Source organism: Streptomyces sp. NPDC006512, from assembly GCF_040611935.1.
In the GTDB taxonomy this organism is placed as follows: Bacteria; Actinomycetota; Actinomycetes; order Streptomycetales; family Streptomycetaceae; genus Streptomyces.
In genome coordinates this window covers 1-13,804 of the sequence record NZ_JBEXPG010000016.1, presented here as the reverse complement: position 1 = coordinate 13,804, position 13,804 = coordinate 1, and the positions used below count along the sequence as shown (strand labels likewise).

The following is a 13,804-nucleotide window of genomic DNA, read 5'->3' as shown; positions in this document are numbered from 1 at the left end:
TCCTCAGGCGGTCAGGGGGCCCGGGGCGCCGCGCCGGGCCCGCCGCGCCCGGGACCGCTCCAGGGCGCTCTCCCGCTCGCGTTCGCGGGCCCGCTTCTTCGGCAGGCCCATCGCGACGACCTCGAAATTGCCCTTGGTGACGTCGAGCCGGTGGAACAGGTTGTCGGGGCCGGTCACGTACAGCGTCCCGACATCGAGGCCCTTGAGGGACTCCACCATGCTCGGCCAGTGGATCGGCCGGTCGAAGGTGTCCAGCATCATCGTGCGCATCCCGGCGGCGTCCCGTACGACCGTGCCGTCGTGGTCGACGACGACGGGAAGCGCCGGGTCGGCGAACCGGTACGCGCCGAAGACCTCCTCCTCCGCCTTGCGGCGCAGCGCCGTGAAGGCCGCCGCGTGCACGGGCGGCCGCATCGAGTACATCGAGTAGCCGCCCGCCGCGCTGATGCCCGCCGTCAGGGCGTCGAGGTCCTTCTCCCGTACGGACAGCATGTGGAAGCCGGCGTCGAGCCGGCCGGAGGAGTCGTACCAGGCGCCGCGGTCGTCGAACCCGGCGAGGATCTCGTCCAGGCGGTCCTGCGGGGTACGGACGAAGCAGTGGGTGACCACGTCCTCGTACGCGGTGGAGAAGTACTCCTCCTCGCAGCGGGCCAGCTCGGCGGTCAGCCGGACCACGTCGGGGAAGGACAGCGACCCGACGAAGGCCGCGGTCGCCTTCTGGCCGAAGCTGGGCCCGGCGCACACGGTCGGGGAGACACCGAGGGCGTCCACGGCACGGTCGGCCAGCGCCATCGAGTTCACGAGGAACGCGATCTGGAAATCGACGGAATAATCCTCCTCGGCGTCCCGGAAACGGTCGAACACCGAATACCCGAGCGCCTCGTCGGCTTCCGCCAGGCGGACCCGTGCGTACGGGTCGAGGAGCAGGAACTTGCCGACCTCGGCGAACGACGCGGGGCCCATGCCGGGGAATACGATCGCGGTCCCGGTCCGGGTGTCCGAGGAGCCGGCGGCACCTGCCGCGGCAGTCGCATCGGAATGAGTCATGGTCCTGAATACCTTTGCTTCGGAGAAGTCGTGCGGGGAAGGGAATCGCCGTGAAGCGATGCGAAAAGACCCCGCACCCGGCCCGGGCGCCGGAGCGCCGGTCCGGGCACGAGGCCGGGAAGGGAAAGGGAAGAGGAAGGGGAGGGGAAGGACGGTGGTTCGGGTCGGCGGGGCGGGTCAGTCCTGGGCCCTGCGGTGGAAGCCCTTGATGCCGATCGCCCCGAAGATCAGGATCGCCGCGGTGAGCGCCGCCAGGTCCACCCCCAGCGGGATCGATCCGGGTCCGCCCGGCGGCAGCAGCAGCGCGCGGATGCCCTCGCTGACGTAGGTCAGCGGGTTGACGGCGCACAGCACCTGGAACCAGCGGATGTCCGCCAGCCCGTGCCACGGGAACTGGGTGCAGCCCGTGAACATCAGCGGGGTCAGCGTCACCGCGAAGACGATGCTGATGTGCCGCGGCGGGGCGAGCGTGCCGATGGTCAGGCCCACCGTGCTGCCGGCCAGCGCGCCCATCAGCAGCACGCCCAGCGTGGCGGGGAAGCTGTCCATCGGCCAGGAGGCGTGGTCGAGGACCAGGAAACCCATCGGGATCATCAGCAGTGAGGCGATGATGCCGCGGATCATGCCGAAGACCAGCTTCTCCACGGCGACCAGCGTGGTGGGGATCGGGGCCAGCAGCCGGTCCTCGATCTCCTTGCTCCAGGAGAAGTCGATGATCAGGGGGAGGGCGGTGTTCTGGAGGCTCACCAGGAAACTGTTGAGCGCGACCACACCCGGCAGCAGGACCTGCTCGAAGCCGCCCCCGGTGTAGCCGAGTTCGCCGAGGACCTTGCCGAAGACGAACAGGATGAAGAACGGCTCCACGAGCACCTGGGCGAGGAAGGTGCCCAGTTCGCGCCCGGTGACGAAGACGTCCCGCCAGAGGATGAAGAAGAAGGTACGGGTCACCGAGCGGACGCCGGTGGGCGCGGGCCGCAGCTGCCGGGGGAACCCGGAGACGGGGTCGGAGACGGAGTCGGGGGCGGTGGCGGTCTTCATCGCAGCTCCCTGCCGGTCAGCTCGATGAAGACGTCCTCCAGCGTGGCGGTCCCCACTTTGATGTCCTTGATGTCGCAGCTCGCCGCCGTCAGGGTGGTGATGGCGGCCGGAAGCACCGCGCCGGGCGGCGCGTCGCTGTAGAGACGGAGCCGTACGGGTGCGTCGACGCCGAGCGCCGGACCGTGAGCCGGGCCGTCCGCGGGCTCGGCCGCGGCGCCGTCCGGGCGCGGCGGCTCGATCCGTTCGACCCGCGTCACCGCCTCGATCTTCTCCAGCAGGCGGATGACCTCCGCCGCACCGGACGCTTCCCCGCCGGGGCCTGCCGTACCGGGTTCCGCCGGCCGGACCGTCAGGGTGAGGGCGGTGCCGCTGAGGCTCTGCATCAGCGCCTGCGGGGTGTCCAGGGCGAGGAGCCGCCCGTGGTCCACGATGCCGACGCGGTCACAGAGCCGGGCCGCCTCGTCCATGTCGTGGGTGGTGAGCACGGTGGTCACGCCGCGCCCGCCCAGCTCGGCGACCCGCTCGTGGATGAACAGCCGGGCCTGCGGGTCGAGCCCGTTGGCCGGCTCGTCCAGGAACAGCACGTCGGGCCGGTGCATCAGGGCGCGGGCGATCATGACGCGTTGGGTCTGGCCGCCGGAGAGCTGGTCCCCGCGGTCCTTGCCGCGGTCGGCGAGCCCCACCCACTCCAGGCATTCGTCGGCCAGGCGGCTCCGTTCGGCCCGCCGCATGCCGTGGTAGCCGGCGTGGAAGGTCAGGTTCTGCCGCAGTGTCAGCGACTGGTCGAGGTTGTTGCGCTGCGGGACGACGGCGAAGGCCCGGCGGGCCTGGGCGGGATGGGCCACGACGTCGACGCCCTGCACGAACGCGCGACCCGCCGTCGGGGCGACGCGGGTGGTGAGGATGCCGATGGTCGTCGTCTTGCCGGCTCCGTTCGGGCCCAGGAATCCGAAGACCTCGCCCCTGCGGACCGAGAAGCTCAAACCGTCCACCGCCGGCCGGTCACGGTCCCGGTACTTCTTGACCAGTCCGTCGACCACGACAGCGGAATCCACGGGTCGTTCAGGTTTCATTTGTTCCTGCGAATCAAGCGGGACGCGGCGACGGCGGTCCGGCGGGTTCGCGCGGGGAATGTCGCGTGACCGGCCGCGCGTCGGGCGCCGACTGAATAGGACACGGAAGTGATGCGCGCCCTGTCTAGCACGCGAGGCCGCACCACGGGCCAACAGGCCCCGGACCTAGGGGGAATGAGGAAATCGCTAGGGGGGAATAGGGGTGATCACGTATTGCGGTCCCGATGAATATCCTCATAGCATCTCCGGGTGATCGCGGCGGACCAACTCCGATCACCTCACCATTTTCGCGAGGAGACCCCGTGAAAGCACTCGTCCTGCCGGGGGGATCCGGTTCCCGTCCGCACCCCCCGCCCGCCACCCCTGCCGTGCGGCTCCACCCGGCGTCGGGGAAACCCGTCCTGTTCCACGTCATCGAGGGCATCGCCGACGCGGGCATCACGGACGTCGGCATCGTCCTCGGTGACACCGCCGAAGACGTACGGGCGGCCGTCGGCGACGGCGCCCGCTTCGGCGTCGCGGTCACCTACCTCCCCCAACGCGGGCCGCTGGGGCCCGCCCGCGCCGTGCGCACCGCGCGGGACTGGCTGGGCGAGGAGGACTTCGTGACGCACCCGGGGGACGTCTTCGCCCCCGGCGGCATCGGCGGGCAGCTGGAGGAGTTCCGCAGCCGCCGTCCGGCGGCGCAGGTCGTACCGGGCCGGGCCGGGGTGTACTTCTTCACGGACGCCGTGCACGAGGCCCTCGACGCCGTCCGGCCCACCGCCCACGGCGAGTCGGAGATCGAGGACGTCCTGCGGTGGCTGGCCGGACAGGGCCTGGAGGTCGTCTCCAGCACCGCGGGCGACCACCGCGAGGCACAGACCCCTTCATGAAGGCCCTCCGCACGGGAGGCGTCGGCCGTACGCCCGACCACGAGTCGAAGGCACCCACCCGAGGCGGAGTTCCAGGGAGCATGACCCATGCGCACGGCCGGCCCCCCGACGGGGAGACCACCCCCGACGAGGTCGGCCTGATACAGATCCGGCAGCCCGCACTCCAGAGCAGCTACCGCATGATCTGCTTCCCCAGCTCACGGAACTCCCCGCTCTGCTACCTCGCCATGGCCGAACTGCTGCTGCCCACCGTGGAACTGCTCGTCGTCCAGTACCCCGCCATGCCCGCGGAGGAGGACCTCGACCCGGCGGCGCGCGCCCTGCTCGCCGGCAAGGTCTTCGAAGCGGTACGGGGCTGGGCCGACCGGCCGTTCGCCCTCTTCGGCCACCGCCTGGGCGCCGAACTGGCCTACTCGGTGGCGTGCCGGCTGGAACGCGAGACCTACGCCGCGCCGTTGACCCTCTTCGTCTCCGGGCGGACGGCCCCCGGCCACCGCGGCAGCCTCGGCCCGCCCGCCCTGACATGCCGGGTCGTCGCCCTGACCGCCCAGTACGACCGGTACGCCGCTCCGGCCGGTGTCCGGGCGTGGCGGCGGTGCACGTCCGGCGGTTTCGACCTGGAAGTCTTCCCCGGAGCCCAGGGCTACCTGAGGTCGTACCGCAGGGAGGTGGTCAACGTCGTCCACGACCAGCTCATCTCGCTCGGCGAACCAGACCCGGAATGACGGGTGTTGAGGGGTACTCAGGGGCTCTCAGGGGTCGTTCAGGGGTACCCGGCCCCCGGAGCCGTGCCTAGCGTGCGGGGTGGAGAGCTGTGTCGTCCACGTACGTGACCGGCGACGACGGCACGGCCGGCGGCGCGTCACGCGACACGCCTCACCGCACCAACCCACGGGGACGGCACCGGCCGGCCCCGCATCCCCTGTGAAGCTCGCGAATCCCGCGATCCACCCCTGAACGGGCCCGACGCACCGCCGGCCCGGCGCACCGCACGCCGCCCGGCCGTGTCCCGGCCCAGAGGAAGGACATTGTGCGACCGATGACCGCGAAGATATGTGCAGCAGACTCGGTACGTCCCGTCGAAGAGTTCGAACAGGACGCCCTCCGGGTGGCCGAGGCGATCCGCGAACGCGGCATCGGCCTCGGCGACCGGGTCATGCTGAAGGCCGGCAACTCGGCGAGCTACGTGTGCGTCCTGTACGCCCTCATGCACGTCGGTGCCTCCATCGTCCTCGTCGACCAGCAGGAACACGCCGAGGAGACCCGCCGGATCGCCGTCCGCACCGGCGTGAAGATCACCTTCGTCGACGACGAGACGCCCGTCTACCCCGACGCCGACCCCGTCCACCTGTACGAACTCATGGTGGCCGTCTCCGACCACGAGCCCACGGACAGCGCCCTGTCCTTCGACGCGTGGGGCGAGCTCCCCGACGGGCTCATCATGTGGACCTCCGGCTCCACCGGATCCCCCAAGGGCGTGGTGAAGTCCGGGGGTTCGTTCCTGCGCAACCTCCGGCGCAACGCGGACCAGGTCGGCCACCGGGCCGACGACGTGCTGATGCCGCTGCTGCCCTTCGCCCACCAGTACGGCCTGTCGATGGTGCTCATCGCCTGGCTCACCCGCTGCTCCCTGGTGATCGCCCCCTACCGCCGTCTCGACCGGGCCCTGCGCATGGCCCGCGACGCCGGGGTCACGGTCATCGACGCGACACCGTCCAGCTACCGCAGCATCCTCGGCCTGATCGGCCGGAAGCCCTCGCTGCGCGCCCACCTGGCCGACACCCGGATGTTCTGCGTCGGCGCCGCGCCCCTCGACGCGCCGCTCGTGGAGCGGTACCGGCAGGAGTTCGGGCTGCCGCTCCTCGACAGTTACGGCTCCACGGAGCTCGGCAACATCTCCTTCGCCACCCTCGACAACCCGGTCGCCTGCGGCCGGGCCATGGAGGGCATCCGCCTGCGGATCACCGGCGAGGACGGCGGCGAACTGCCCGCGGGGGAGACCGGCGAGATCGAGGTCGACACCCCCGACGCGCTCCTGGGACAGGTGGCCGAGGACGGCACCGTCGTCCCGGCCCACGCCACGGGCTGGCAGGCCACCGGAGACCTCGGCCACCTCGACGCCGACGGCAACCTGCACGTCCTGGGCCGCAAGTTCGCCGTGCACCGGATGGGATACACCCTCTACCCGGAGCTCATCGAACGGAAGGTGGCCGCCCAGGGCTGCCCCACCCGCATCGTGCCCCTGCCCGACGAGCTGCGCGGTTCGCAGCTGGTGTTCTTCGTCGAGGACGAGGAGCTGCGGGACGCCGGCCACTGGCGGGAGCGGCTGTGCTCCCTGCTGCCGGCCTTCGAACAGCCCAACAAGGTGGTGGTGCTGGAGCAGTTCCCGCTCAACCGCAACGGCAAGCCCGACAAGAAGGCGCTGACCGAGCTGGCCGCCGCCCAGGCGTGACCGTCCCGGCGGCACGGTGAGGGCGCCCCCGCCCGGCGGGGGCGCCCTCACCCGTACGGGCTGACGCCCCCGGCACGGTCCCGCGTCAGGCCTCGTAGGGCAGTTCCACGGGCGCCAGCGCCTCGAAGAGGTCACCGGGGCCGGGGTTGTCCGGGTGGGTCGCCCCGCCCAGATGGTCCACCACGCCCCACACCGCGTTCAGCGCCGTGGTCACCGCGCCCTCCGCGAACCCGGCCGTCCACGACACGTCGTCGCCGCAGAGGAAGAACCCGCGCTGCCGCTCCGGCAGCCCGCGCTGCATGAACTGCGTGAACAGCCGCCGCTGGTAGCGGTACTGGCCCGGCAGGTTCGACTTGAACGCGCCCATGAAGTGCGGCTCGCTCTCCCACGTGACGGTCAGCGGATCGCCGATCACGTGCGACCTGATGTCCAGCCCGGGATAGATCGCCGCGAGCTTCTCCAGCAGCACGTCGAGCCGCTCCCGTGCGCTCAGCGTCGCCATCTTCGCCGAGTCGTCGTTCCACGTGTACGACAGGCACATCACCCCCGGCCGGTCCGGGCCGTCGTCGAACAGGTAGACCCCGCGCGGCATCCGGTCGGTGAGGGTCATGCTCATCACCGGCAGCCCGGTGGCCGGGTCCACGTCGCGCCAGAACGGCCGGTCCGTCAGGACGAACAGCTTGGACGAGCCCATGTAGTGGGTCCGCTCCACCGCCGTCCACAGCGGCGCGCTCAGCAGCTCCGGATCCGCCTCCACACGGTTCAGCAGGGTCCACACGTGCGGGGTGTACACCACGGCCGCGAACCGGTCCCCGCGCCCGTCGGCGCCGGTGACGGTGAACTCCTCCCCGTCGCGCGCGACGGCCCGCACCCCCGGCCGGGGCGCCCCGCCGTGCAGGGAGGCCAGCGAGGTGCCCGCCGGCCAGTGCGCGCACTGGCGCGGCCGGTGTTCCCACAGCCCGCGCGGTACCTGCTGGGAGCCGCCGCGGATGGCCACCTGGTCGTCGTCGGCGCCCGTGTAGACCACGCGCAGGATCTCCAGCAGCGAGTTCGGGAAGTCGGTGTCCCAGCCGCCGGTGCCGAAGCCCACCTGCCCGAAGATCTCCCGGTGCCGGAACGACCGGAACGCCGTACTGGTCGCGAGGAAGCCGTAGAAGGACTGGTCGTCGAACTCCCGCACCAGCCGGTCCCAGACGTGCTTGAGCGTCTCGACGTCGCGCCGCCGGACCGCGTCGCGCATCGTCGCCAGCTCGGCCCGCTCCTGGAGCGCCTTCTCCCAGGCGTCGGCCACCTCCTGGTAGACGCCCGGCAGTTGATCCGCGCGGCGCACGGTGTGGCGCACGCCGCCCAGGTCGACGAGGGTGCTCGGGGTGTGCGCCGCGAGGGGGTTGGGGAACGGGCTGGTCCGCAGCCCCAGCAGGTCGATGTAGTGGAACAGCGCGCGGGCCGACAGCGGGAAGCGCATCGCGCCCATCTCCGCCACGCAGTCGGGCCGCCCCGGGAAGGGCACCGAACGCATCCGGCCGCCCAGCGGGCCGGCCTCGTACACGACCGGGCGCAGACCGAGGCGCATCAGCTCGTAGGCGGCGGTCATCCCCGCCATGCCGCCGCCCACGACGGCCACCGGCGTTCCGGCGCGCCCCGGCGGCAGGGCCCCGAGGCCCGCCGGATGGTGGAGCCAGCCGTCGTAGGAGAACGGGAAGTCCGGCACGAGCATGGTGAGGGGGGCCGGGCTTGCTGATGTCATCTGGAGTACCTCTCGGGCCGGTTCGGCATCGCTTCGAGGGGGAAACCGGAGACGAGCCGGCGCGGCCGGGGACGCGGCGTCGGAGCGGGACCGGACGGCGGGAGACCCACGCGCCGCCGTGCACGGTCGGTCCGGTCCCCGCACGCTACGCAGCGGCCCCGGAGCCGGACAACCCCTATCGACCCGGGTGACCCACCCCGCCCGCGGCGCCGCCCGCACTGGCGCCGGCCGCGGCCACCCGGCGGGCGGGCACGGCGATCGCGGTCACGACCAGACCGCGCCGCACGAGCCACCGGCCGGTGAACGCCGTCACCGGCCGGCCGTCGGGGCCGGTCCCCGGACGCAGGACCCGCGCCCGGAAGGTGCCGGTCCGCGGATCGTCGTCGTCCGTGCGGAAGGACAGGGCGGCGTCCTCGAAGTCCAGCTCGGTACCCACCAAGGGGTACCAGGTCTTGTACACGGCCTCCTTGGCGCTGAACAGCAGCCGGTCCCGGCACAGCCCGGCCGCCCCGCCCACCGGGGCGGTGCGGGCCCAGGCCAGCTCCTGGGGGAGCGCGATCGACTCCAGGACTCCCCGGGGCAGCGGCCGGTCCGGCTCGGCGTCGATCCCGACCGCCATCAGGTCGCTGTCCCGGGCGAGGACGGCGGCCCGGTACCCGGCGCAGTGCGTCATGCCCCCCACCACCCCGGCGGGCCACTGCGGCACGTTGCGCTTCCCCGGCAGGACGGGAGCGGGCGGCAGTCCGAGGGCCTTGAGCGCACGCCGGGCGCAGCCCCGTACCGTCGTGAACTCCTCGCGCCGCCCCTCCGTGGCGGTGGCGACCAGGGCCGCCTCCTCCGGGTACAGGACCGCGGATCCGTCCGGCCCGAAGGCCTCGTCGGCGCGCGCCGCATCGGGCAGCAGGGTCTCGATCACGTCCGGGCCTTCCCGTCGTCGGTCGTGGGGCCCGGCAGGGTGGCCGCGGTCCCCGTCCGGGCCGTGCCCTCCTCGGGCAGGCCGGTGTAGGGCAGGATCTGCCGCAGCAGGCCCTTGGGGTGGCCGCGGCGCCGCCACTCGCGCGGGTAGCCGATCGACACCTCCTCGAAGCGCACCCCGTCGTACCAGGTGGTCCGGGGGATGTGCAGGTGCCCGTAGACCACGGCGGCCGTACGGAACCTGCGGTGCCAGTCGGTGGTGAGCACGGTGCCGCACCACTGGGCGAACTCCGGGTGCCACAGCACGTCGGTGGGCTCGCGGACCAGCGGGAAGTGGTTGACCAGGACCAGCGGCACCGCGGGGTCGTGGGCCTCCAGCCGGCGCAGCGTGCGCTCGACCCGGTCCCGGCACCAGGCGTCCCGGCCGGGGTGGGGGTCGGGGTGCAGGAGGTACTCGTCCGTGCAGACGACACCGGCCTCGTGCGCCCGCGCCAGCGACTCCTCCTTCGTCGTGACGCCCGCCACCCGGAACGTGTAGTCGTACAGCAGGAACAGCGGGGCGACGGCGACGGGGCCGCCGGGGCCGCGCCACACCGGCCAGGGGTCTTCGGGGGTGCTCACGCCCAGCCCGCGGCACAGCTCCACGAGGTACCGGTAGCGTTCCTCGCCGCGGGACTGGACCGGGTCCTCGCGCGGCGTCCACAGCTCGTGGTTGCCCGGGGCCCACACCACCTTGGCGAAGCGTCCGGACAGCAGGCGCAGCGCCCACTCGATGTCCTCGCTGAGCTCGCCGACGTCCCCGGCGACGATCAGCCAGTCGTCCGGGTGCGTCGGCCGCAGGGATTCGGTGATGGGCCGGTTGTCGGCCATCCCGATGTGCAGGTCGCTCACCGCGAGCAGCCGGGGTCCGGCCGCGGTGGCGGACCCGTCGGCGGGAGCGGGGCGGGCGGGCGGATCAGGCAGTGTGCGCGACATCGATGTCCCAACTGACCGGTAGGTCTTGACGACGGGTGATGTTGATCTTCCTATACACCCGGGTCAGATGCTGTTCCACGGTGCTGACGGTGATGAACAGCTTGTCGCTGATCTCCCGGTTCGTGTACCCGTGCGCGGCGAGCGTCGCCACCCTGCGCTCGGCGTCCGTCAGGGAGGACACCGCCGCGGGCCGCGGCCCCGCGGGGCCCGGCTGCGGGGCGGCCACGGGCGTCGGCGGCTCGCTCGGCGCGGGCTGGTCGCCGCCCTGGTGGGGCTGCGCGGGTTCCTCCCGGCCGTTGCAGGCCTCGGCGATCCGCCACGCCCGGCGGGTGCAGGTCTTCCCGCGGGCCGCGTCGCCGAGCCGCTCGTAGGCCGCCCCGAGATCGGCCAGGGCCCGGGCGAGCTCGTGGGAGTCGCCCTCCTCCTGGAGCAGGGCCACGGCCCGGTCCAGCAGGGCGGGCCGGTCGGGCAGGGGCCGTGCGCCCGCCAGGACGCGCAGGGCCATGCCGCGTACCCGCGGTCCGGCGTCGGCGGCGAGCTGCTCCCGGGCGAACCGCTCCGCTTGTTCCCGGTTGCCGAGGGCCAGCGAGGCCTCCGCGACCCCGACCCGCCAGGGCGCCAGCCCCGAGCGGTCGATGGCCCAGTCGCGCATCAGCCTTCCGCAGGTCATGAAGTCCGTGAGCGCCGCGTGGTGCCGTCCGGTGGCGAGCTGGTGCCTGCCACGCGCGTAGACGTAGTGCAGGCCGTAGCGCGTCAGCAGCATCTGCTCCGGCACCGGGTGGTCCACCAGCGCGGCCGCGGCCTCGTGGTCGCCCATGGCGGTCCGGGCCTCGATGAGGGCGGCCAGCGGCATGCCGATGCCCACGCCCCAGGCGTGCGGCGGGAGTTGCTCCAGCGCCTGTTCGGCCAGGCGCCGCGCCTGTACGAGTTCACCGCGGCGCAGCGCCATGTGCGCGCGCATCGCCTGCATCACGGCGGTCCATCCGGGTGCGTCGCGCTCGGATGCCTCCACCAGCAGCCGGTCCGTCCACAGGGCCGCCGGGCCGAGCCGGTCCGCGTACAGCAGGGCCAGCAGGCACGCCCGTACCGTGACGTGGGTCTCCTCGGTGAGGCGGGTGCCCGCGAGGATCCGCTCGGCGGTCTCGGTGAACGCCTCGTCCGCCGAGGCCCGGTCCCGGCGGTCCGCGGCCGGGGTGCCCGTCTGCGTACCGAGGACACCCTGGAGCACCTCCATCGCGGCCGTCATGCCGTCCTTCGGGGCGCCCGCCGGGTGCTCCGCACCGACCCCCGCCGTCCCCAGTGCGCCGTCCAGCCGGTCCAGCAGGGTCGGGTACGTGGAGGCCAGCACGAGGCGCACGCCGCGCAGTTCGGTGGTGAGCGTGGGGTCGGCGGTACCCGGCATGTCCGTGACGGCGTACTGGATGGCGGTCGCCGCGTCGTCGATCCAGCCGTTCCACAGCAGGTCGCCGACGAGCCGCAGGGAGTCGGTGACCGGCAGCGTGCCGTCCCGCAGGGCGGCGTTCAGCGGCCGGAGTTCGTGGGCCCACGCGGAGGGGTTCACCCGCCAGATGAACTTGGCCATGCTGGTACGCAGCTGCAGCCGCTCCCGCTCGTCCCGGGAGCACTCCTCCGCCAGCCGCAGGCAGCGCACCGCGAACCCGATCCGCTGGGAGGCCAGCGCCGCGTGCGCGGCTTCGCTCAGCACGCCGGGGGCCCACTCCTCGTCGGGAACCTCCGCCCCGTGGCCCAGCAGGTGCGCGGCGACGGCCACCGGCGCCGCCCCGGCTTCGTACAGCAGCCGCGCGGCCCGCCGGCGCAGCCGGGCCACGGCGTCGTCGGCCAGGCTCTCCAGCACGGCCGTCCGCACCGCCCCGTGCCGGAAGCGCGCCCCGTGGAGGATGCCCGCCTCGGCGAGGGCGGCGACCACCTGTTCCACCGTGCGCTCCTCGGCCTTCACCAGCCGGGCCAGGAGCGGCAGCGGGCCGGCGTCGTCCAGCAGCGCGATGCCCTGGGCGACCCGCAGACCCTCGATGCCGGTGCGGTGGACGCAGATCAGCGCGTTCTGGAGGAACTGCTCGCCCGCGTGGACGGGCCCGTCGGCCGGCTCCGCGTCCCGGAGCCGGGGTATCAGCTCGTCGACGAGGCTGTGGACCAGCAGCGGGTTGCCGCCGGTGGCCGCGTGGAGGGAGGCGGCCAGGCGGGCGGTGTGCGCCGGCGCGGCCGCCGTGCCGGAGTCCGCGGGGTCCGCGTTCCCCGTCCGGTGGGCCAGCAGTGCCTCCACCCCGCGCGCGGTGAGCGGGCCCAGCCGCAGGCGGGGTCCCCCGGCCTGGCGGAGCAGCTCCTCCAGCACGTGCGGCGGTGTCGCCCCCGCGTCGGGGCCACGTGTCACCAGCAGCGAGAGGTCCGCCCCCGTGCCGCGGGCCCGGCCGAGGGCGTACAGCAGGCAGTGCAGGGACTGCGGATCGGCGTACTGCACGTCGTCGATGGCGATGAGGAGCGGTCCGCGTGCCGCCAGGCCCGCGAGCCGGGCGTGGAACGCCACGAGGGTCTGCGCGGGGACGAGTCCCTCACTGCCCGGCTGCCCGTGCAGCGGGAGGGGGCCGGAGGCGTCCCGGGTGTCGCGCAGCAGTTCCTCCGCCACGCCGAAGGGGATGTCCTGTTCGGCGGCGGACGTCACGGCGCTCAGGAGCCGGACGCCCGCGTCGGACGTCCGCTCCAGCACGCGGTGGAGCAGTGCCGTCTTGCCGGACGCCACCGGGCCGCTGATCACCGCTGTCCGGCCGGGTCTGGAGGGGTCGTCGGGAGCGGGGCCGTGCGGCATCGCCTGTCCGGCTCCGTGAGCGGTGCCGTGGGACCGGGCGGCGCCGGTCATCCAGGAGGTCAGCTTGACGATCTGTTCATCCCGCTCCACCAACATGGCTGTGGAAGCCTCCCCAATGAGATGCGAAACGCTGCATGTCGGTTCCATGGCATGACATGGCTATTCCTTCGAGTTCCCGCGCGGGCAGGAAGGGGTGCCCGAGGAGCGCATGGAATTCAGCGCTCACCGCTGGTCAAACGGCAGACCTGTTCTTCCCGTTCGGCAGGTTGGACGGAACTCTACCAACTTCCGGACGGACAACTGCTCGAACTCCTTTCGTAGATGAGACGCGGCCAAGTCGAGTCTGGTTCATCGAAATCGGCGCGAGTCCGTTCCGTCACGATGGGAAACCTCAAGGAAACCTCAAATGCACGGGCATTCAACAGTTCCGGCTCTAGGGGTGGGCGCGCGGAGAATAGGGGTCGCAAGCGGTGGAGAAGCCGCCGCGGCTGCTCGTTCAATGGTGGGGGGCGGGCCTTCGGAGGCCCGCGGGAACCGATGAGCCGCCCGCACCGCGGGGCAGGGGTCGAGAGGGCACATGACGACGAGCCTCACCGCGAAAGTGGCCGAGCTGCACTCCCTCCGTGAGGAGGCGCGGCGTGGGCCGAGTGACCGGGCGACGGAGGCGCAGCACGCCAAGGGCAAGCTGACCGCCCGGGAGCGGATCGCGCTCCTGCTCGACGAGGGTTCGTTCCGGGAGGTCGAGCAGCTGCGCCGGCACCGGGCGACCGGTTTCGGTCTGGAGGCGAAGAAGCCCTACACCGATGGTGTGATCACGGGGTGGGGGACGGTCGAGGGCCGGACGGTCTTCGTGTACGCGCA

General features: G+C 72.7%; 11 protein-coding genes. 4 read left to right on the top strand and 7 right to left on the bottom strand.

The annotated features are described in order from the left end of the window. Positions 1-3 precede the first annotated feature (3 nt). The 3 genes from ABZZ17_RS13930 to ABZZ17_RS13920 all read right to left on the bottom strand — a co-directional run bounded on the left by ABZZ17_RS13930 (position 4) and on the right by ABZZ17_RS13920 (position 3,140). On the bottom strand, positions 4-1,047 hold the full coding sequence (locus ABZZ17_RS13930; RefSeq protein ID WP_356875488.1) for an ACP S-malonyltransferase: 1,044 nt from the start codon (positions 1,045-1,047) through the stop codon (positions 4-6). 177 nt (positions 1,048-1,224) lie between these two features. Continuing rightward, positions 1,225-2,085, bottom strand: coding sequence for an ABC transporter permease (locus ABZZ17_RS13925; protein WP_356875486.1), 861 nt, complete (start codon positions 2,083-2,085; stop codon positions 1,225-1,227). Then, the gene (locus ABZZ17_RS13920; RefSeq protein WP_356875484.1) at positions 2,082-3,140 is read right to left on the bottom strand and encodes an ABC transporter ATP-binding protein; all 1,059 of its coding nucleotides are present in this window, start codon (positions 3,138-3,140) and stop codon (positions 2,082-2,084) included. Before ABZZ17_RS13920 ends, ABZZ17_RS13925 begins: the two co-directional genes overlap by 4 nt. Positions 3,141-3,460: 320 nt before the next feature. On the opposite strand from ABZZ17_RS13920, the gene ABZZ17_RS13915 reads away from it, so the two are divergent. The 3 genes from ABZZ17_RS13915 (at position 3,461) to ABZZ17_RS13905 (ending at position 6,485) form a co-directional block, all read left to right on the top strand. Further along, positions 3,461-4,033: a sugar phosphate nucleotidyltransferase gene (locus tag ABZZ17_RS13915; protein ID WP_356875482.1), complete on the top strand. Its 573-nt coding sequence runs from the start codon at positions 3,461-3,463 to the stop codon at positions 4,031-4,033. Between the two features lie 80 nt (positions 4,034-4,113). Beyond that, positions 4,114-4,758, top strand: a complete 645-nt coding sequence (locus ABZZ17_RS13910; RefSeq protein ID WP_356875480.1) for a thioesterase domain-containing protein — start codon at positions 4,114-4,116, stop codon at positions 4,756-4,758. A gap of 314 nt (positions 4,759-5,072) precedes the next feature. Further along, positions 5,073-6,485 carry a class I adenylate-forming enzyme family protein gene (locus ABZZ17_RS13905; RefSeq protein ID WP_356875478.1) on the top strand — a complete coding sequence of 471 codons (1,413 nt, stop codon included), beginning with the start codon at positions 5,073-5,075 and terminating at the stop codon, positions 6,483-6,485. Between the two features lie 85 nt (positions 6,486-6,570). On the opposite strand, the gene ABZZ17_RS13900 is transcribed toward ABZZ17_RS13905, so the two are convergent. The 4 genes from ABZZ17_RS13900 to ABZZ17_RS13885 form a co-directional block, all read right to left on the bottom strand. Then, the gene (locus ABZZ17_RS13900) at positions 6,571-8,232 is read right to left on the bottom strand and encodes an NAD(P)/FAD-dependent oxidoreductase (protein WP_356875476.1); all 1,662 of its coding nucleotides are present in this window, start codon (positions 8,230-8,232) and stop codon (positions 6,571-6,573) included. A 175-nt stretch (positions 8,233-8,407) separates the two neighbouring features. Further along, complete coding sequence (locus ABZZ17_RS13895; RefSeq protein ID WP_356875474.1) at positions 8,408-9,148, bottom strand: 4'-phosphopantetheinyl transferase superfamily protein; 741 nt, start codon at positions 9,146-9,148, stop codon at positions 8,408-8,410. Further along, positions 9,145-10,122 (bottom strand): metallophosphoesterase, encoded by a 978-nt coding sequence (locus tag ABZZ17_RS13890; RefSeq protein WP_356875472.1) that lies wholly within the window; start codon positions 10,120-10,122, stop codon positions 9,145-9,147. The genes ABZZ17_RS13895 and ABZZ17_RS13890 overlap by 4 nt, the downstream gene beginning before the upstream one ends. Next, the gene (locus ABZZ17_RS13885) at positions 10,103-13,033 is read right to left on the bottom strand and encodes a LuxR C-terminal-related transcriptional regulator (RefSeq protein ID WP_356875470.1); all 2,931 of its coding nucleotides are present in this window, start codon (positions 13,031-13,033) and stop codon (positions 10,103-10,105) included. The genes ABZZ17_RS13890 and ABZZ17_RS13885 overlap by 20 nt, the downstream gene beginning before the upstream one ends. 487 nt (positions 13,034-13,520) lie before the next feature. Here ABZZ17_RS13885 and ABZZ17_RS13880 point away from each other — a divergent pair. Beyond that, a partial coding sequence (locus ABZZ17_RS13880) for a carboxyl transferase domain-containing protein (protein ID WP_356875468.1) occupies positions 13,521-13,804 on the top strand: 284 nt, incomplete at its 3' end.